Origin of the sequence: Phytomonospora endophytica (assembly GCF_014202425.1) — a bacterium.
In the GTDB taxonomy this organism is placed as follows: domain Bacteria; phylum Actinomycetota; class Actinomycetes; order Mycobacteriales; family Micromonosporaceae; genus Phytomonospora; species Phytomonospora endophytica.
This window is the reverse complement of sequence record NZ_JACHGT010000019.1, coordinates 99291-117328: the sequence shown is the minus strand read 5'-3', so window position 1 is coordinate 117328 and position 18038 is coordinate 99291. Positions and strand designations below refer to the sequence as shown.

Annotated in this window: 15 protein-coding genes; 7 read left to right on the top strand and 8 right to left on the bottom strand. The window is 71.1% G+C overall.

All coding sequences use genetic code 11. The features are described 5' to 3' along the window. Positions 1-38 precede the first annotated feature (38 nt). A complete protein-coding gene (locus HNR73_RS33840) occupies positions 39-482 on the bottom strand; it encodes a hypothetical protein (protein WP_184792004.1) in 444 nt (147 codons plus the stop codon). Positions 483-545: 63 nt separating this feature from the next. Here HNR73_RS33840 and HNR73_RS33835 point away from each other — a divergent pair, with 63 nt between their 5' ends. After that, positions 546-1517 (top strand): helix-turn-helix transcriptional regulator, encoded by a 972-nt coding sequence (locus HNR73_RS33835; protein ID WP_184792002.1) that lies wholly within the window; start codon positions 546-548, stop codon positions 1515-1517. Positions 1518-1539: 22 nt separating this feature from the next. Here HNR73_RS33835 and HNR73_RS33830 read toward each other — a convergent pair whose 3' ends face one another. Then, positions 1540-2115, bottom strand: coding sequence for a protealysin inhibitor emfourin (locus tag HNR73_RS33830; protein WP_184792001.1), 576 nt, complete (start codon positions 2113-2115; stop codon positions 1540-1542). A gap of 74 nt (positions 2116-2189) precedes the next feature. On the opposite strand from HNR73_RS33830, the gene HNR73_RS33825 reads away from it, so the two are divergent. The 3 genes from HNR73_RS33825 to HNR73_RS33815 all read left to right on the top strand — a co-directional run bounded on the left by HNR73_RS33825 (position 2190) and on the right by HNR73_RS33815 (position 5988). After that, positions 2190-3554: an FAD-binding oxidoreductase gene (locus HNR73_RS33825; RefSeq protein ID WP_184792000.1), complete on the top strand. Its 1365-nt coding sequence runs from the start codon at positions 2190-2192 to the stop codon at positions 3552-3554. 2 nt (positions 3555-3556) lie between these two features. Continuing rightward, positions 3557-4333, top strand: a complete 777-nt coding sequence (locus tag HNR73_RS33820; RefSeq protein ID WP_184791998.1) for a phosphotransferase — start codon at positions 3557-3559, stop codon at positions 4331-4333. A gap of 92 nt (positions 4334-4425) precedes the next feature. Further along, complete coding sequence (locus HNR73_RS33815) at positions 4426-5988, top strand: long-chain-fatty-acid--CoA ligase (RefSeq protein WP_184791996.1); 1563 nt, start codon at positions 4426-4428, stop codon at positions 5986-5988. A gap of 340 nt (positions 5989-6328) precedes the next feature. Here the strand turns inward: HNR73_RS33815 and HNR73_RS33810 are convergent, their stop codons facing one another. Then, a complete protein-coding gene (locus HNR73_RS33810) occupies positions 6329-7177 on the bottom strand; it encodes an arylamine N-acetyltransferase family protein (protein WP_184791994.1) in 849 nt (282 codons plus the stop codon). 228 nt (positions 7178-7405) lie between these two features. Here HNR73_RS33810 and HNR73_RS33805 point away from each other — a divergent pair, with 228 nt between their 5' ends. Beyond that, on the top strand, positions 7406-8296 hold the full coding sequence (locus HNR73_RS33805; protein ID WP_260337613.1) for a hypothetical protein: 891 nt from the start codon (positions 7406-7408) through the stop codon (positions 8294-8296). Continuing rightward, complete coding sequence (locus HNR73_RS33800) at positions 8293-9384, top strand: sensor histidine kinase (RefSeq protein ID WP_239122288.1); 1092 nt, start codon at positions 8293-8295, stop codon at positions 9382-9384. Before HNR73_RS33805 ends, HNR73_RS33800 begins: the two co-directional genes overlap by 4 nt. A 73-nt stretch (positions 9385-9457) precedes the next feature. Here HNR73_RS33800 and HNR73_RS33795 read toward each other — a convergent pair whose 3' ends face one another. Both HNR73_RS33795 and HNR73_RS33790 read right to left on the bottom strand, forming a co-directional pair. Next, positions 9458-9646: a hypothetical protein gene (locus HNR73_RS33795; RefSeq protein WP_184791989.1), complete on the bottom strand. Its 189-nt coding sequence runs from the start codon at positions 9644-9646 to the stop codon at positions 9458-9460. A gap of 2028 nt (positions 9647-11674) precedes the next feature. After that, positions 11675-12505 (bottom strand): L,D-transpeptidase family protein, encoded by an 831-nt coding sequence (locus HNR73_RS33790; RefSeq protein WP_184791987.1) that lies wholly within the window; start codon positions 12503-12505, stop codon positions 11675-11677. Between the two features lie 206 nt (positions 12506-12711). Here HNR73_RS33790 and HNR73_RS33785 point away from each other — a divergent pair, with 206 nt between their 5' ends. Then, positions 12712-14364, top strand: a complete 1653-nt coding sequence (locus HNR73_RS33785; protein ID WP_184791985.1) for a DNA repair helicase XPB — start codon at positions 12712-12714, stop codon at positions 14362-14364. A 418-nt stretch (positions 14365-14782) separates the two neighbouring features. Here HNR73_RS33785 and HNR73_RS33780 read toward each other — a convergent pair whose 3' ends face one another. The 3 genes from HNR73_RS33780 to HNR73_RS33770 all read right to left on the bottom strand — a co-directional run bounded on the left by HNR73_RS33780 (position 14783) and on the right by HNR73_RS33770 (position 18030). Further along, positions 14783-15319: a CAP family protein gene (locus tag HNR73_RS33780; protein ID WP_184791983.1), complete on the bottom strand. Its 537-nt coding sequence runs from the start codon at positions 15317-15319 to the stop codon at positions 14783-14785. Positions 15320-15536: 217 nt separating this feature from the next. Further along, positions 15537-16475, bottom strand: a complete 939-nt coding sequence (locus HNR73_RS33775; protein ID WP_184791981.1) for an aldo/keto reductase — start codon at positions 16473-16475, stop codon at positions 15537-15539. A 397-nt stretch (positions 16476-16872) separates the two neighbouring features. After that, complete coding sequence (locus HNR73_RS33770; protein ID WP_184791979.1) at positions 16873-18030, bottom strand: hypothetical protein; 1158 nt, start codon at positions 18028-18030, stop codon at positions 16873-16875. Between the last annotated feature and the right edge of the window lie 8 nt (positions 18031-18038).

Sequence of the window (18038 nt, the reverse complement as noted above, 5' to 3'; positions counted from 1 at the left end):
GGCGCGGGCGACCCCAGACGCGCCCGCGCCCGCCCCCGTCACCGGCGGGAGAACTCCATGACCCAGTTCGATTCCCAGGTCTGTCCACCGTCCTTGGAGAAGAACTGCTCCCAGCGCGGTGCGTCCGTGTCGGTGCCCGACCACACGAAGCGCGCCCTGATCGGCTCACCGTCGTGGGTGTCGTCGCCTTCGAAGACGCCGGTCGGGCCGTCGAACCCGCCCACCACCGGCGGGAACAGGCGTCCCTTCGAGTTGGTCCAGTACAGCGACCACTCTTTCGCCTCCACGTCGTAGAGGCGCAGCGTCGCGCCGCGTGAACCGCTCGGGAAGACGATCTCGTCGAAGTTCCCGCCGCCTTCGAAGAAGGAGTGGCACTCGGCGGTGGCGGCGTAGTGGTCCCACTCCTCGCAGCCGGTGAACAGCTCCTTGAGCTGGCGGTTGGCGACGTTCCAGGAACCGATGAGGAAATCGAAGTCGTTCATGGAGACCATGCTCACCGGCATACCTGACATCTTCTGTCAGCATCCCGGGATAGATTTCAGGACATGCGCGCCAGCCGACTGCTGTCCCTGCTCCTGCTGCTCCAGAACCGCGGCCGGATGAGCGCGCCCGCCCTCGCCGCCGAACTCGACGTGTCCGTCCGGACCGTCTACCGCGACATCAACGCCCTGGCCGCCGCGGGCGTCCCCGTCTACGGCGAACACGGCCCGCTCGGCGGCTACCAGCTGCTCGACGGCTACCGCACCCGCCTGACGGGCCTGACACCCGCCGAGGCGGAGGCGTTGTTCCTGTCGGGGATGCCGCAACCGGCGGCGGAACTGGGTCTGGGCGCGAACCTCGCGGCCGCCGAGCTGAAGCTGACCGCGGCCCTGCCGGTGTCGTACCGGGAGGCGTCGGGCCGCATCCGCGAGCGTTTCCATCTCGACGCCCGCGGCTGGTTCCGCGAGCCCGACGACGTGCCGCACCTGCTGACGGTCGCCGACGCGGTGTGGCGGGAGCGGCGGGTGCGGATCCGTTACCGCCGTTGGGAACCGACGCGGGAGACGGTGACGCGCACCCTCGACCCGCTCGGCCTGGTCCTGAAAGCGGGGACGTGGTACCTGGTCGCGGCTCGCGGCGGGAAGCCCCGAACCTATCGGGTGGCGACGATCCGCTCGATCGAGATCCTCGACGACGAGGCGATCCGGCCGCCGGGCTTCGACCTCGCCGCGCACTGGGCGTCGGGCGTCGCCGAGTACGAGTCGCGGGTGAGCCGCACGCACGCGCGGGTGTCGCTGTCGCCGAGAGGTTTCGCCGACCTCACCGATCTGCTCCCGACGGTGCCGAAACGCGCCGGGGACGACGCGGCGCCACCCGACGCCGACGGCTGGCGTGAGGTGACGCTCCCGATGGAGTCGACGGGACACGCGGTGGGGCAGCTGCTGCGATTCGGGCGGGACGCCAGGGTCCTCGGCCCGCCGGAACTGGTGGAGGCGATGGCCGCGGAGGTCGCGGCCGTGGCGGACTTCTACCGCTGAGCACCGCTTCCGCCGAACACGCCTACATCGGCGTCGCCTCGTGCACGATCGCCATCATGTCCTTGAAGGTGTCGTTCGGCGGTTCGCCGCACTCGTTCGTGCGGGTCGTCATGTCCCCGACGGTCAGCCCGTACTGGAACATGTCGGCGCACTGGTGGTCCGGTTTCGTCTTCTCCGGCGGCGCGAACAGCTCCGTCGACACCGCCAGGGTCTGCAACCGCCGCAGCTCGTCGGAGTTCAAGGTCCCCGACTCGCCTTCGGGTTTCCGCGACCCGGTGTACTCCCAGGTCCCGTCCTCGGCGATGACGAGGCGGTCCTCCACCCCGGCGAAACCACCGGTCTTCGTCACGATGATCTGCAGGGCGTAGCCCGGCTTGACCTTGCCGTCGTCAGGACCCATCGACTGCTCCCCGGAACCGGACGTGGACGGAGGCGGCACCGTCCCGGAGGCACTCGGCGGCGTCGAACCGCCCGTGCCGTCGCCGGGACCCGAACCACCGCAGGCGGCCAAGGCCAGGCCCGCGGCCGCCACGGCCGCCGAAACGGCGAGGCACCGGGGCAGGCGGAATCGTGTCAGGCGCATGGTCCTGTGACGCATCGCCCAAGCCTACGGTTCCCGGCAGCCGGACCCCGGGTGGACAGGTCACGGCGTGTCCGGGCAGCATCCTGGGCATGACCGAGATCATCGCCGCCTTGACCGACGCGCTGCCCGAGGGCGTCGTGGTCACCGACCCCGACGTGCTCGCCGCCCACACCCGCGACCACGCCGACCTCTGCGACGCGGGCGCGCCCGTCGCGCTGGTCCGGCCGCGTGACACCAACCAGGTCGGCATCGTCCTCGCCCTGGCCTCCGCGCACGGCGTCCCGGTCGTCCCGCAGGGCGCGCGGACCGGCCTGGCGGGCGCGGCCAACGCCGTCGACGGCTGCGTGCTGCTGTCGCTGTCGGCGATGAACAGGATCCTGGAGATCGACCCGGTCAACCGTCTCGCCGTGGTCCAGCCCGGCGTGGTCAACGCCGACGTCACCAAGGCCGTCGCCCCCCACGGCCTGCGCTACATGCCCGACCCCGGCTCCTACGAGTCCTCCACCATCGGCGGGAACGTCGCCACCAACGCCGGCGGCATGTGCTGCGTCAAGTACGGCGTCACCGCCGAATACGTCCTCGGCCTCGAAGTCGTCCTCGCCGACGGGCGCGTCATGCGCTGCGGACGGCGGACCGCGAAAGGCGTCGCGGGCTACGACCTGGTGCGCCTGTTCGTCGGCAGCGAGGGCACCCTCGGCGTCATCACCGAGATCACCCTGAAGCTTCAGCCGACGCCGAAGCCCGCGCTGAGCCTCGCCGCGGTGTTCGAGTCGACGACTGCCGCGGGCGCCGCCGTCACCGCCATCACCGCCGCCGGATGCGTCCCGAGCCTGCTGGAACTCGTCGACAACGTGCACCTGCGCGCCATCGAGGCCCTCGCGCCGCAGGGCCTGCCGACCGACGCCGCCGCGCTCCTCCTCGCCGCCTCCGACAGCGGCGTCGCCGAAGACCTCGGCACCATCGCCCGCCTGTGCGAACAGTCCGGCGCCACCGAGGTCTTCCAGGCCACCGACGAACAGGAGGCCGAGGCCCTGCTCACCTCACGGCGCCTCGCCTACCACGCGATGGAGAAACTCGGCGCGGTCATCGTCGACGACATCGCCGTACCGCGCTCGCGCCTCGCCGAGGCCCTCGACGGCGTCGCCGCGATCGCCGCGAAGACCGGCGCGCACGTCGGCGTCATCGCCCACGCCGGAGACGGGAACCTGCACCCCAACATCGTCGTCGACCGCACCGACCCGGCCTCCGTCGAACGCGGCCGCCGCGCCTTCGAGGAGATCCTCGCGATGGCACTGGACATGGGCGGCACCAGCACCGGCGAGCACGGGGTCGGGCTGCTCAAGCGCGACTGGCTGGAGCGCGAACTCGACCACGTGAACTACTCGATGCAGAAGGCCGTCAAGCACGCCTTCGACCCGGCGGGCGTCCTCAACCCGGGGAAGGTGCTGGGGTAGGGATGGAGGAGCGGGCATTGCCCGGCGGGATCGCGAGCGCCGGGGCGGTCGTGCGCGTCGGCGACAGCGTGTACCGGCCGGGTGGGCCGAACGCCGCCGTGGTCCGCGACTTCCTGTCGCACCTGGCCTCAGCGGGTTTCACGGCGGCGCCGCGCGTCCTCGGGACGGCTCCCGACGGGCGCGAGGTGCTGAGCTTCGAGCCCGGCGCGGTCGCGGTCCCGCCGTTCCCGGACTGGGCGGCCGGCGAGGAGCTGCTGGTCAGCGTCGCCGAGCTCCAGCGTTCGCTGCACGAGGCCGCCGCCGGGTGGGCGCCGGTCGGGGTTCTGGATGGTCGCGAGCTCCCGCCGGAGGGCCGCGGCGGGCTGATGTGCCATCTCGACCTGTGCCTGGAGAACACGGTCGTCCGCGACGGCCGCGCGGCCGCGTTCATCGACTTCGATCTCGCGCGGCCCGCCGAGCGGCTCTACGACATCGCGATCGCCGTGCGGCACTGGATCCCGCTGCGGGACCCCGCCGACATCGCCGACGCCCGCGCGGGTCTCGACCAGGCCGCCCGGTTCCGGGCCTTCACCGACGTGCACGGCCTCGGCGAGGCCGGTCGCGGGCGGGTGCTGGAGCTCCTCGCCGTGTTCCTGGCCGACGCGCTGGACTCGGTCGGCGAGGCCGCCCGGGCGGGCCATCCGGGCTTCGCGGAGATGTGGGCCGGCGGGTACGAGGCGATGAACGCGCGCTCGCGGGAGTGGCTGCGGCGGGCGGGCGCGCGTCTGATCGGCGCCTGACGGATCGAAAACCCTGTGGTCGACAGCACATCACCCCCTCGTCACCTGCCAAGATGTTTGCCACGCAGCCATCGACGCGAGAGGCCCCCCTCATGCTCAACCTCGCCGTCCTCCTGGAGGACTCCGCCCGTGAGTTCGCCGACCGCGACGCCGTCGTGCTCGGCCCGACCCGTCTGACGTACGCGCAGGTCGACGCCGCGGCGTCGCAGGTGGCGCACGTGCTGGCTGCACGTGGCATCGGTCCGGGCGACCGGGTCGCGCTGACCTGCCCGAACCTGCCGTACTTCCCGATCGCCTACTACGGGATCCTCAAGACGGGCGCGGCGGTCGTGCCCCTCAACGTCCTGCTCAACGAGCGCGAGATCGCCTACCACCTCGCCGACTCCGGCGCCCGCGCCTACCTGTGTTTCGAGGGCACGGCCGAACTGCCCATGGGCCGCAACGGTTTCGCGGCATTCGAGGGCTCGGAGGGGTGCGAGCACTTCCTGCTCATCACCGCCGATCCCGCCGCGGAGTCGCCGGTCGAGGGCGCCGAGACGCTCGCGGCGGCGACGGCGGGCTCCCCGGCGGCCTTCGACGCCGCGGCGACGGCGGAGACCGACACGGCCGTCGTGCTCTACACCAGCGGCACGACGGGCCGCCCGAAAGGCGCCGAACTCAGCCACAGCAACATGGTCCAGAACGCGATCCTCGCCAACCGCCTGTTCGGGACGGCGGAGCACGAGGTGCATCTGCTGGCGCTGCCGCTGTTCCACTCCTTCGGCCAGTCGGTGCAGATGAACGCGGGTTTCTCGACGGCGTCGACGCTGGTCCTGCTTCCGCGTTTCGACGCCGGTGCCGCGCTGGGGCTGATGCGGGCGGAGTCGGTGAGCTTCTTCGCGGGTGTCCCGACGATGTTCTGGGCGCTGCTCAACCATCCGGATGCCGAGAGCTTCGATCTGGCCAAGATCGCCCGCGACATGCGCATCGCCGTCTCGGGCGGTTCGGCGTTGCCCCTTGAGGTCCTGAAGGGCTTCGAGGAGCGGTTCGGGGTGCCGATCCTCGAAGGCTACGGGCTGTCCGAGACGAGCCCGATCGCGACGTTCAACCGGGTCGACCGGCCCCGCCGGCCCGGTTCGATCGGCCTGCCGGTGTGGGGCGTGCAGGTCAAGGTGACCCGCCCCGACGGCACCGAGTCCGATGTGGACGAACCCGGCGAGATCCGGGTGCGCGGGCACAACGTCATGAAGGGCTACCTCAACCGTCCACAGGAGACGGCCGAGGTGCTCGACGGGCGGGGCTGGTTCCGTACCGGCGACGTCGCCCGCCGCGACGCCGACGGCTACTTCTACATCGTCGACCGCATCAAGGATCTGATCATCCGCGGTGGCTTCAACGTCTATCCGCGCGAGGTCGAGGAGGTGCTGCTGACCCATCCCGACGTGAGCCTCGCCGCGGTCATCGGTGTTCCCCACGAGTCCCAGGGCGAGGAGATCAAGGCCTACGTGATCCGCAAGGCGGCCGCGACCGTCACCGAGGACGAGCTGATCGCCTGGTGCCGCGAGAACATGGCCGCCTACAAGTACCCGAGGATCGTCGAGTTCCGCGACGCCCTGCCGATGACCGCGACGGGCAAGATCCTCAAACGCGAACTGGCGGCCGAACTGGAGGGCTAGGCGGCCGCGTGTGCGGCGAGGTCGTCGATGAGGCGGCCGAGGAGCCTCGTCAGGTCCCGTGGCACGGCCGGGGGACCGCGCACCCGACGTCGCCGGAGGCCGCCGCCTCTGCGACGTCCTGCGCGGACCACAGTGGACGGTCCTGGTCTTCGGCGCGGCGACCCCGGCCCGCCCGTGATGCCCTGGATCGACCTGTGCGTCCAGGAGATCAACGACCGGCCCGCCCGGGACGCCCACGGCGTCACCGGTCCCGCACTCGTCCTGATCCGCCCCGACGGCTACATCGCCGCCCGGGCCGGTGGACCCGGCCGATCAACGAGTACCTGCGACGGCTCGGCGCCTAGGCCGGGGTGTTCTCCTTCTCCGCCAGCCACTCCAGGTGCTTCGCCCAAGCCTGAGTCCACAGTGCCCGGACGTCCTCGCCGGGCAGGCTCAGCCCGAACTCGGCCGACAGGACCGCGCCGAAGGCGTCCGGATCCGCAAGGACCCGCTCGGTGCGCTCGCCGGCGGTCACGACGATGTGGGTGCAGCCGCGAACGACCACTTTGGACTCTGGTCGCGGCTGCTGCACCACCAGGACGCGCTTGAACGGCGAATCGGGGGAGTCGGCGCGGTAGGCGCACGCCTCGACGAAGTCGGCGACCTCACGCGGTTCGGTGCGGAAGTCGAAGGACTCCACCGAGCCGCGCGGGTCGGGATGACAGCGCCACACGCCCTCGGCGAGGAACTCCAGCCGATGCGACCAGATCCCGTCGGCGTGCACGCCTTCGGTCAGCGGCAGGGGTTCGAGGAAACCGTCGCCGAGCCCGGCGTCGGCGAGGAAACGGCCTTCGGGCAGGTCGACCAGCAGCGGCATGTGATTGCGCCACATGTCGTCACCGCGAGCGGCGCGCATCACCGCGCCCTCCACATACGTGACGGTGAAACCGATCGCGCGCAAGGCCCGGGCCATGAGCGCGTTCTGTTCGTAGCAGAAACCGCCGCGCCGGTTCGTGACGAGCTTCGCGACGACATCGGTCCCGTTGAGGCTGACACCCCGGGAGAGCTGGATGTCGAGGGCCTCGTAGGGGATCGCCGCCAGGTGCGCGCGGTGCACCGAGCGCAGCGTCGCGAGGTCGGGACGGACGTCGGCGGAGTGGCCGATGCGGGCGAGATAGGCGTCGAGTTCGACGCCGCTCAAAGACGACATCCGACCAGCATCCACCGCCGTGCCCGGCGCGCCAAGTCCACCGCCGCCGGGATCGGCCTGTAGGCGGCCGAAACCGCGTGAAGGAGCGATGAAACCGCACTGTATCCGCGACCCCGCACGCTTTCGCCGGCCCGGGAAAGACCCGGCCGCGACAAGGACGGGAACACCGTGAACCTTCTGCGAAACGTACGCGCCTGGCACCGCCCACTGCTGGTCAACGCGGCCTTCATGGCCGTCGTCATGGTCGTCTCGGCCGTCGGCCTCATCGTCGACGACCGGACCCTCCTGGGCGAGTCGGTCTGGCTGAAGCCGCTGAAATTCGGCTTCGCCTTCACCCTCTACGGCCTCACCCTGGCCTGGCTGCTCGCCAAGCTGCGCAAGGGAAGGCGCTTCGGCTGGTGGACCGGTCTGGCGCACGCCGTCTTCTCCGTCGCCGACATCGCCGTCATCACCGCGGCCGCCGCGCTCGGCACCTTCAGCCACTTCAACGTCTCCACCGGCTCCTTCAACACCCTCGTCCAGGCCGTCTTCTCCTACGGCGTCCCGCCGATCCTGCTGTCCAATGTGCTCGTCGCGATCCTGGTCCTGAGACAGCGCACCGGAGACCGGGCCCTCAACGTCGCCATCCGCGCCGGGGTCCTCCTGGCCACGGCGGGCATGCTCGTCATCGCCTTCCTCGGCCCGTTCATGGACCCGGCCCCGCGCACCGCCCTCAACGCCGCCGGGGAGAACGTCGAACTGCTCGGCGGCCACGGCATCGGCGGCGACGGCCACGGCATGGCCGTCACGAACTGGAACGCCGACGGCGGCGACGTCCGCATCCCCCACTTCGTCGGCCTCCACGGCATCCACGTCCTGCTGCTGCTGACCCTCGCCCTCGGCGCGCTCGCCGCCCGCCGCGCCTGGCTTCGCGACGAGAAGGTCCGCGCCCGGCTCATGACGACCGCCGCCTTCGCCCACACCGGCCTGTTCGGTGTCGTCGCCTGGCAGGCCGCCCGCGGTCAGTCGCTGATCCACCCCGACACCGCGACCTGGACCGCCCTCGCCGCGATCGCGACCCTCACCGCCGTGGCGACACTGGTCATCCGGGCCGTCTCGCTCCGTAGGCTTGCCCGGTGACCCCGAGGATGTCCGCCCGAGCCCGCCTGACCGTCCTGTTCACCGGTCTGGTGCTCGCGGCGGGCATCGCCCTCATCGCCATCACGCACGTCCTGGTCCGCCAGAGCCTCGAACGCCGCTTCACCGTGCTGCTGCTGGGAACCGGCCACGGCGACATCCCACCCGCCCCCGACGTCCCCTCCGCCGACGCCCTCCGCGACCAGGTCGTCGAAGACCTCCTCACCCGCTCCGCCATCGCGCTGACCGTCGTCACCGCCCTGGCCGCCCTCCTCGGCTGGCTGGTCGCCGGCAAGGTCCTCCGCCCCATCCGGACCATGACGGCGACCGCCGACCGCCTCTCGGCCGAACACCTCGACGAACGCGTCCCCGTCACCGCCCCCGCCGACGAACTCGCCGCGCTCGCCACGACCCTCAACGGCATGCTCGACCGCGTCCAGCGCGGGCTGGACGCGCACCGGATGTTCGTCGCCAACGCCGCCCACGAGCTCAGGACGCCCCTGGCCACCACCAGGACCGCCGTCGACGTCACCCTCGACGGCGACCCGACGAGAGAGGAGCTGCTCGCCATGGCCGCCGACGTCCGCGTGGAGACCGAGCGCAGCCAGCGCACCCTCGACGGCCTGCTCGTACTCGCCAGGGCCCAGACGACGCGACTCCGCCGCGCACCCGCCGACCTCGCGGAACTGGCGAAGACGGCCCTGCCGACGGCCGACGCGGGCCTGACGGTGACCACCCGCCTGGAGCCGGCCGAGGTCCAGGGCGAGCCGGCGCTGTTGGCCCGCATGGTCGAGAACCTGCTCACCAACGCCGTCCGCCACAACAAGCCCGGCGGCCACGTCGACGTGAGGACCGGGACAGAAGACGGGACGGCGACGATCCGCGTCGAGAACACCGGCCCGCTGGTCGCGACCGAGGACGTCGACGGTCTGTTCGAGCCGTTCACCCGAGGGCTGAGCGCGGAACACCCCGGCGCGGGCCTCGGCCTGTCGATCGTGCGGGCGATCGCGGACGCGCACGGCGGCGACGTGGGGGCGCAGGCGCGGGGGGATGGAGGGCTGGTGCTTAGCGTCCGATTCGATGCGGTCTGAAGGCACCCGGCGGTTGCCGCTGGGGCTCGTCCCACAGTTCGCTTTCGTCAGGAGCGTCACCGTCCGGCCCGAGCTACGCCGGGACCTTGCGTTCGGGCTCGGTAGAGACGTCCGGGTGGCTGACCACGACCTTCCACGGGTAGCCGGCCGGTTCCTCCGGCGGAGCGAGCCCGAGGCCGATGGCGCAGCGCTCCAGCGCGGCCGAGCCGAGCTCCTCGGCCTTCTCCCACAGGCCGGCGGTTCCGATGACGCGTCGCGTCATCGCCAGGTATGCCGTTGTCGGTCCGGAAGGGTCTTCCCGGCCACGGACGAGTGCGGCCAACTTGCTCTCCACGGGGTAGGTCGTGGCCATCGCGGTGGCCAGCCCGCCCGGGCGAGCTCCAGAGCGCCTCGCGATGGATCGCCGTGGGCTCGAAGTCCTTGAGCCTCACGGGCTCAGAAGACCTGCCCGGCGCGGCTCGGCTGTGCGGAACCGGCGACGTCCCCCGCCCGCCCCGATCTCCACGGGGTAGGTCGTGAACTCCCCGGCCGCTTCGGCCAGGGCCTCCCCAACCGCCGCCGAGGCGTCAACGGCCGCAGTCCCGGCCCCCTCGGTAGCCGCAAGAAGCCGAGCGCGCGCCTCAACGGTCTTCCCGCACGCCTGCTGGAGTAACTGGAGTAAGACGTACGCCTCACGCGGGTCTCCAGCGCCTGCCCCTTGAACTCTTCGAACGCACCCACCCCCGGCACCGTAACGACCGGTGCTGCTGCTCGGGACACCCTCAGACGAGAGGGGAGAAGGTCACTGCTCGCGGGTGGGACCGTGACCCATTCGCAGGCGTGATCCGCTTGCGGGTACGGGACTCGCGGACGGCTCCCGCTCGGAGGCGCGGCCTGCGGAGTCCGGCCGTCTGCGGACGTGACGTGAAGGCGCGGCGGCTCGTCATCGGGCACCGCGCGGAGTCCGGCCGCCTGCGGTCGTGAAAGTGACTCACCTGCGGGAGTGATCCGAGCAGGCGCGATCTGCGGACGTCACTCGCTCGGGTGTGCGACCGAAAGGGTCGGGATCGCTGCCTACACGCGATCGGCTCACCGGCGCGGGCTACAACACGGCCGCCGCCGCGTCTTCGGCATCGGCTCGCGCTCGGCTCGCGCGAGTCGCACACTCCGACGCGGGGACGCGGGGACGCGGGGACGCGGGGACGCGGGGACGCCGGGACGCCGGGACGCCGGGACGCGGGGACGCCGGGACGCGGGGACGCCGGGACGCCGGGACGCCGGGACGCCGGGACGCCGGGACGCCGGGACGCCGGGACGCCGGGACGCGGGGACGCGGGGACGCGGGGACGCGGGGACGCGAGCCAACCGGCGAGCGAAGCAAGCCCCGTCCGCGAGCTACACGGCCGCCGCCGCGTCTTCGGCATCGGCTCGCGCTCGGCTCGCGCGCGAGTCGCACACTCCGACGCGAGGACGCGAGGACGCGAGGACGCGGGGACGCGGGGACGCGGGGACGCGGGGACGCGGGGACGCGGGGACGCGGGGACGCGGGGACGCGGGGACGCGAGGACGCGAGCCAACCGGCGAGCGAAGCAAGCCCCGTCCGCGAGCTACACGGCCGCCGCCGCGTTTTCGGCATCGGCACGCGATCGGCTCGCGCGCGAGCCGCACGTAGCTCTTCTCGCTGCCCCGGTACTTCCCGCCTCGCGATCGGCTCGCGCGCGGGTCGCACACTCCGAGGCGGGGGTGCGGGGGTGCGGGGGTGCGGGGGTGCGGGGGTGCGGGGGTGCGGGGGCGCGAGCCCCGTCCGCGAGCCGCACCAAATCTCATCAAGGTGGCGAGCCGGAACGCCGCACCCTGGCCCTCACCGAGGCCCCAGCCCGAACGCCGCCGACTCACCCACCGCACCCACAGGTGTCGCTAACCCACCCACCGCACCCACAGGTGCCGGCGAAGCAGGATCGGGGTCTAGGGGGCGAAGCCTCCAGCAGAGGGGGGCTTGGGGTGGAGACGGAGTCTCCCCTCAACGGCGACGAAGTCGCCACCAAACAACGCCGCCAACAAACAACGCCGCCAACAAACAACGCCGCCAACAAACAATGATGCGCCGGGGAGGACCGTGCCCGTTGGTCCTGCCCCGGCGCGTGCCCCCGGAGTTCGTTCCGCGCCGATCGGTCGGGTGCCCAAGCCTGATCGATCAGCTAGTCGGCTTGACCGGAACAACTATTACTTTGACGCCGGGGGCTGAGTTGAGGCTTGGGGCACTCTGGGAACTTCCTGGGAATTTCACCCATCTCCAGAGCGCTGGTGACCGCTACGTACCCGGCTTGCGACCGAACGTGTGGACGGTCGTATCCATTTTGAGGGTTTCGTAGAATTTTACGGCATCCTTGTGCAGCAGGTTCACACATCCGTGTGACCCGAAACTGTCGTGGATGTACGTCGTCGTCTCGTGGAAGCCCATGCCGTCGATGAAGTGCTGCCAGTAGGGCAGCCACACCTTGTACGGCTTCGACCAGGCCTTCTCGCTGCGCCAGTCGATCGTGAACTTCCCGTCGGGCGTCTGGTATCCGCCGCCCATGCCGGTGCGCGTGATCGTCGGGTCGACGATGATCTCGCCGTCCTTCATGATCCACGTCGTCTGGTGGGTGAGGTCGATGCACGCGACGAGGCCCTTATCGCCGTCGCACTTGTCGATGTCGGTCTCGACGAGGCGCTTGGCGATCTTCTCGGTGAGCGGGCCGGCGCTGCCCTCGGACGGCCGGATGTCGTAACGCTTCTGGAACTTCTTGATCGCCGCGCAGTCGGCCTTGCTCTGTTCCCCGTCCTCGACGAGGGTCCCGAAGCCACCGAGCTGGTTGAGGAGCTTCTCGACCTTCGCCTGCTTCTTGCCGACCGGGCAGTTGTGCTTCTCCTCCTTCGGCGGAGGCGACTCGCTCGACTCGGAGGACGACGGGTCGGGCGTGGCCGAACCGGGCGATTCGGTCGGGCCGAGACGCGGCTCGGGCCCCGTCGACGGGTCCTGGACCGTGGGGTTGGCGCCCTTGTCGCCCTCGTCGCCGGCGAACGCGTAGGTGCCGCCCGCGATCAGCCCGGCGGCGGCGACCACCGCGGCGGTGATCAGCACCGATCGTCTCACCCGCATCGTTCCTGCCCTCCCCTTGCCATGATGCCGACTCAGGGAGCGCCGGCAAGACCTTGATACAGAAGAAGACGCGCGCTGAACAGCCGGAAGTTGCGCCTGTGTCCGTATTGAGACCAACCCGAGTCTGTGCGAGCGCTTACTTCGGGGTCACCCGGATTCGTGCCACACTGGAAGATCTGTTTTCGCGCCCGAGAGGAGGGCCGCTCGTGTCCACGGGGCCGCTCATCGTCCAGTCTGACAAGACGCTCCTTCTGGAGGTCGGACATCCCGAGGCCGCCGAGGCCCGCGTGGCCATCGCGCCCTTCACCGAACTCGAACGCGCCCCCGAGCACGTCCACACCTACCGCATCACCCCGCTCGGCCTGTGGAACGCGCGCGCGGCCGGCCACGACGCCGAGAGCGTCGTCGACGCCCTCATCAAGTTCTCGCGTTTCCCCGTCCCGCACTCGCTGCTGGTCGACGTCGCCGAGACCATGGACCGTTACGGCCGCCTCCAGCTCCTCAACCACCCGACGCACGGCCTGGTCCTGCACGGCCTCGACCGCGCCGTCCTCGTCGAGGTCGCCAAGTCGAAGAAGCTCGCGGGCATGCTCGGCGCCTTCCACGACGCCGACACCGTCGCCGTGCACCCCTCCGAACGCGGCCGCCTCAAGCAGGCCCTCCTCAAGCTCGGCTGGCCCTGCGAGGACCTCGCAGGCTACGTCGACGGTGAGGCGCACGACATCGAGCTCGCCGAGGACGGCTGGTCGCTGCGGCCGTACCAGAAGGAGGCCGTCGAGTCCTTCTGGGCGGGCGGCTCGGGCGTGATCGTGCTGCCCTGCGGCGCGGGGAAGACCCTCGTCGGCGCGGGCGTGATGGCGCAGGCGAAGGCGACGACGCTGATCCTGGTCACCAACACCGTCTCGGTCCACCAGTGGCGTCGCGAGCTCATCGCCCGCACCTCCCTGACCGAGGACGAGATCGGCGAGTACTCCGGCGAGCGCAAGGAGATCCGCCCGGTCACGATCGCGACCTACCAGGTCATGACGGCTCGCTCGAAGGGCGCGTTCAGGCACCTCGACCTGTTCGGCGCGCGTGACTGGGGCCTCGTCCTCTACGACGAGGTGCACCTGCTGCCCGCGCCGATCTTCCGGTTCACCGCCGACCTCCAGGCCCGCCGACGTCTCGGGCTGACCGCGACGCTCGTGCGCGAGGACGGCCGCGAGGGCGACGTGTTCTCGCTGATCGGCCCGAAGCGTTACGACGCGCCCTGGAAGGACATCGAGAACCAGGGCTGGATCGCGCCCGCGGACTGCACCGAGGTGCGCGTGACGCTCACCGACGCCGAGCGCATGACGTACGCGACGTCCGAGACGAACGAGAAGTACCGGGTGTCGTCGACGGCACGCACGAAGCTGCCGGTGGTGAAGGCGATCGTCGACCGGCACGAGGGCGAGCAGGTTCTGGTCATCGGCGCCTATTTGGAGCAGTTGCATCAGCTGTCGGAGCATCTGGGCGCCCCGATCATCGAGGGTTCGACGTCGACGAAGAAGCGCGAGGAGCTCTACGAGGCGTTCCGCACCGGTGAGGTGTCGACGCTGGTGGTGAGCCGGGTGGCGAACTTCTCCATCGACCTGCCCGAGGCCGCGGTGGCCGTGCAGGTGTCGGGGACCTTCGGGTCGCGACAGGAGGAGGCACAGCGTCTCGGCCGTGTCCTGCGGCCGAAGGCCGACGGGCGGCAGGCGCACTTCTACACCGTCGTCGCGCGCGACACGATCGACACGGAGTACGCCGCGCACCGGCAGCGCTTCCTGTCCGAGCAGGGGTACGCGTACACGATCGTCGACGGCGACGACGTGCTGCGGCCGCTGGACGGGTGAGGGCCGGCGGCACGCTTGAGAGCGTTAGAGCCACGCCTGCGCGCCGGATGACCGCGTGATCGAGGCGCTGAAACGGCGCCCCGGCCAGTGCGGTCGGGGCGCCGTTCTCGTCGCGGTTCTTGATAGATCGCTCTAGCGTCGCGGCTGCCGTCTTGTGGGCAGCGGTCGGTGGCGGAGGGACGTGCGAAACGCGCGTCCTCCCGCTCGCCTCAAAGGGGCCCCGAAAATCACGGTACGGGTGAGGTGTGACATTTCTGCGGTGTGAGTAGGTTTCACGCGTGCTCAGAGAACCTGCCGGGTGCCGGGTGCCGGGTGCCGGGTGCCGGGTGCCGAACGCCGAACGCCGAACGCCGAACGCCGAACGCCGAACGTTGAGCGCCGAACGCCGAACGCCGAACGCCGGGTGCCGGGTGCCGGTTCAGGGCCGCGCCACGTTCCCCTCGAACTCGCCGTCGACGTTCCCGGCGGGCGAGTACAGCGTCACGACGAGCCAGCCGCCGCCGTCGAGTTCGGCGTAGCCGGTGCCGAGGCCGGTCGAGTCGCGCCACACGACCTGCGTGAAGGACCCGGTCTGCTCGGAGTAGCCGGGTTCGTCGAAGTCGTAGGCGGTGATCTGGTCGTACCAGGTCTCGACGATGGCGTGACCGTCCAGGTCGCCACCGTTGGTCCAGGCGAGGTTGACGCCGAGGCCGTCGGCGAGTTGCGCGGCGGCGTCGGCGCTGAGGTCGCCGGAGGCGGCGAGTTCACCGGCGACGTCCTCCGCCTTGGCGCCGAGTTCGGCGTCGTGGGCGAGGTGGGGCGCGCCGTGCCGGTCGCGGTAGGCGTTGTGGGCGTCGAGGACGTCGGCGGCGAAGGTCGCCGGGGTGGGCGCGGTGTCGGTGGCGTACGAGGGCGCGGCGGTCGCGAGCGCGGCGAGCCCGGCGGCGGCCGCGACGGCGGCGATGCGGATCTTCATGGTCGACTCCCCCTGTCGGTCGTGTGGTTCCTTCGTACCGGTCATTCGCGCCGAGAGGGTCGTAACGGTGCATATCGGGTGGGTGGTGAAGGTCACTTCCGTGCGTGCGTGTGGCCAAGCCGTGGCGCGGCTGTGGCGGCGCGCGCCAAGGTGGGGGAGTCGGGGCGGTCCGCGATCATCACGACGACGGGGGATCGCGGTCCGTCCCGACCGCGTCCTAGGCCGAGGCCTCGTCGAGCAGCGCGACGTCCTCGGTGGTGAGCTTGACGTCGGCGACGGCGAGCAGCGCCGGGACCTGCTCGGGCGTGCGCGCGCTGGCGATGGGCGCGACGACGGTCGGCTTCGCGAGGAGCCAGGCGAGGGCGATCGTGGCGAGTTCGGCGTCGTGCCGGGCGGCGACCTCGTCGAGCGCGGCGAGGACCGCGCGGCCCTTCGGCGTCTCCAGGTGCTTGGCGGCTCCGCCCGCGCGGGCGCTGTCGACGGTGGTGCCGGGACGGTACTTGCCGGTCAGGAAGCCCGAGGCGAGGCCGTAGTAGGGGACCGCCGACATGCCGTGCGCGGCGACGATGTCGGCGCGCGCACCCTCGTAGGTGTCGCGGGAGACGAGGTTGTAGTTCGGCTGGATCGCGATGTAGGAGGCTAGGCCTTCGCGGGCGGAGGTGTCGAGCGACTCGGTGAGGCGCTCGGGGGTCATGTTCGACATGCCGATGTGGCGGACCTTGCCGGCCTTGATGAGGGCGTCGTAGGCGCGGAGGGTGTCGGCGACGGGGACGTAGGGCTCGTCGTCGAAGTGCGAGTAGTAGAGGTCGATACGGTCGGTGCCCAGCCGGCGCAGGGAGTCCTCGGCCGCGGCGGCGATGTTGGCCGCCGACAGGCCCGGCCGCTGCGGGTGGCGGGCGACCTTGGTGGCGATGACGAGGTCGTCGCGGTTGCCGCGCGCGGCCATCCAGCGCCCGATGATGGACTCCGACTCGCCGCCGGAGTTGCCGGGGACCCAGGCGGAGTAGGAGTCGGCGGTGTCGATGAAGTTGCCACCACCGGCGACGTAGGCGTCCAGGACGGCGAAGGAGGCCTCTTCGTCGGCGGTCCAGCCGAAGACGTTCCCGCCGAGCGCGAGGGGGTGGACGTTGAGGTCGGAGTTGCCGATGCGTGGCATGAGTCGGGCCTTTCGGTGGTGATCGGTTCGCTGTGCAACGGAGGCCAACTCTCGCGTGCGGTCCCGCATTCCGGCGAAGGATTAAGTCACGGGTGAATCCTCGCGCGGATCGGGCGGGGGCGGCCGCGTTCGGGCTGATCTTCGACCGGCCCGGTCGGCCGTCTCCGCCGTGGATCGCCGTGCTCCAAGGGCTGCCTGGTGATGTGAGACCGGGAGGGTGGCGCTAGAGCGATCTATCAAGACCCGCTCTCGGCGGGCCGCCCCGTCCGTCATCTCCGGCGTCCACCCCCGCCGTGCGGATCACCGAGCCGCGCGGGCGGCCCCGGCGGCATGGGTCCGGCCGGCGGGTGACGCTAGAGCGATCTATCAAGACCCGCCCGCGCGCCGACCCACCCCGTCAGTCCTCCGCGTGCTCCGCCTTGTAGGCGTCCGACTCGGGGCGTCCGCCGCTCATGCTGAGCAGGTTCCCCTTCGCGTCGGTCGTGTAGTAGCCGCTGAAGTATTCGTCGCTGAGGGAGACGCCGATCTCGATCGGGCCCGGCACGCCGTCGCTCGACGATCCGCGCGAGACCACGATCAGCGGCGACTCGGTGTCGTCGATGCCGGTGGCGCGCACCGCGGCGGCGCTGATCGCCGGGAAGACGGTGAAGTCCACGTCGTCGAGGTCGAACAGTTCCATCGCGAGGTCGTCGGGCTGGATCAGCGTCGGGCCTTCGCGTTCGGCCTCGCCGTAGCGGTACGTGAAGTCGTCGATGGTGACCGCGCCCGGGACGCTCGGCGCCTCGACGGTCACGAAGTCGTCGTGGAAGGTGATGTCGACGACCTTCGAGTCGCCCATCACCTTGATGAGCTCCTCGACGGCGGTGGGCGCGTCGTCGCCGTAGACGAAGTCGTTGGAGGCCGTGACCTGCTTCCAGTTCAGCGCCACCGGGATGCCCGCGGCCAGCGCGAACACGACCGCGTACACGGCCATCCGCGCGCCACGGCCCCGCCGGCCCACGCCGATGATCGGCTGCCGTCCGACGCCGGGCGCGTTCTCGTCGCTCTTCCATTCGGGGGCGTGCGCCGGGACGGCCGCGCCGCCCTCCTCGGCGGCGTTTCGCCAGGTCGAGTCCGGCTCGGCGATGATCCACACTTCGGGCCGGTCGAGGGCGTGCCGCCCGGCCACCTTGATCTGACCGGGCTGGAACCGCGGCATCGCGACCGGGTCGACCAGCATCCGCACCTCGGTCCGGTAGGCCGCCCGCTCGCGCGGGGCCACGACGAGACCGACGCGGCACACCAGCACGTCGTTGATCCGGGTGCCGGTCCGGTCGATGGAGACGACGCGCGCGAGCGCGACCCGGCCCTCGGCGACGGCACCGGCCGTCTCGCCCGGCGTCGGCGTCGCCAGGCGGCGCATGCTCGCTCCGAGCATCGTGAACACGCCCAGGATGATCGTGACGGGCAGCGCCGTCGTCCACATCCAGATGAAGTCCGTGTCGCCTGTCGTCGCGGTGAGGGCGATCCCGCCGACGAGGAACCCGAGGCCCAGGAAGAAAAGGATTCTCAGCATTTCCGGAG

Bases quoted from the DNA above. Each gene is read 5' to 3' on its own strand.
- HNR73_RS33820 (WP_184791998.1), top strand. From the start codon at position 3,557: ATGGAGGAGCGGGCATTGCCCGGCGGGATCGCGAGCGCCGGGGCGGTC.
- HNR73_RS33815 (WP_184791996.1), top strand. From the start codon at position 4,426: ATGCTCAACCTCGCCGTCCTCCTGGAGGACTCCGCCCGTGAGTTCGCC.
- HNR73_RS33795 (WP_184791989.1), bottom strand. From the start codon at position 9,646: ATGACGCGACGCGTCATCGGAACCGCCGGCCTGTGGGAGAAGGCCGAG.
- HNR73_RS33840 (WP_184792004.1), bottom strand. From the start codon at position 482: ATGAACGACTTCGATTTCCTCATCGGTTCCTGGAACGTCGCCAACCGC.
- HNR73_RS33790 (WP_184791987.1), bottom strand. From the start codon at position 12,505: ATGCGGGTGAGACGATCGGTGCTGATCACCGCCGCGGTGGTCGCCGCC.
- HNR73_RS33835 (WP_184792002.1), top strand. From the start codon at position 546: ATGCGCGCCAGCCGACTGCTGTCCCTGCTCCTGCTGCTCCAGAACCGC.
- HNR73_RS33825 (WP_184792000.1), top strand. From the start codon at position 2,190: ATGACCGAGATCATCGCCGCCTTGACCGACGCGCTGCCCGAGGGCGTC.
- HNR73_RS33780 (WP_184791983.1), bottom strand. From the start codon at position 15,319: ATGAAGATCCGCATCGCCGCCGTCGCGGCCGCCGCCGGGCTCGCCGCG.
- HNR73_RS33805 (WP_260337613.1), top strand. From the start codon at position 7,406: ATGGCCGTCGTCATGGTCGTCTCGGCCGTCGGCCTCATCGTCGACGAC.
- HNR73_RS33775 (WP_184791981.1), bottom strand. From the start codon at position 16,475: ATGCCACGCATCGGCAACTCCGACCTCAACGTCCACCCCCTCGCGCTC.
- HNR73_RS33830 (WP_184792001.1), bottom strand. From the start codon at position 2,115: ATGCGTCACAGGACCATGCGCCTGACACGATTCCGCCTGCCCCGGTGC.
- HNR73_RS33770 (WP_184791979.1), bottom strand. From the start codon at position 18,030: ATGCTGAGAATCCTTTTCTTCCTGGGCCTCGGGTTCCTCGTCGGCGGG.
- HNR73_RS33810 (WP_184791994.1), bottom strand. From the start codon at position 7,177: ATGTCGTCTTTGAGCGGCGTCGAACTCGACGCCTATCTCGCCCGCATC.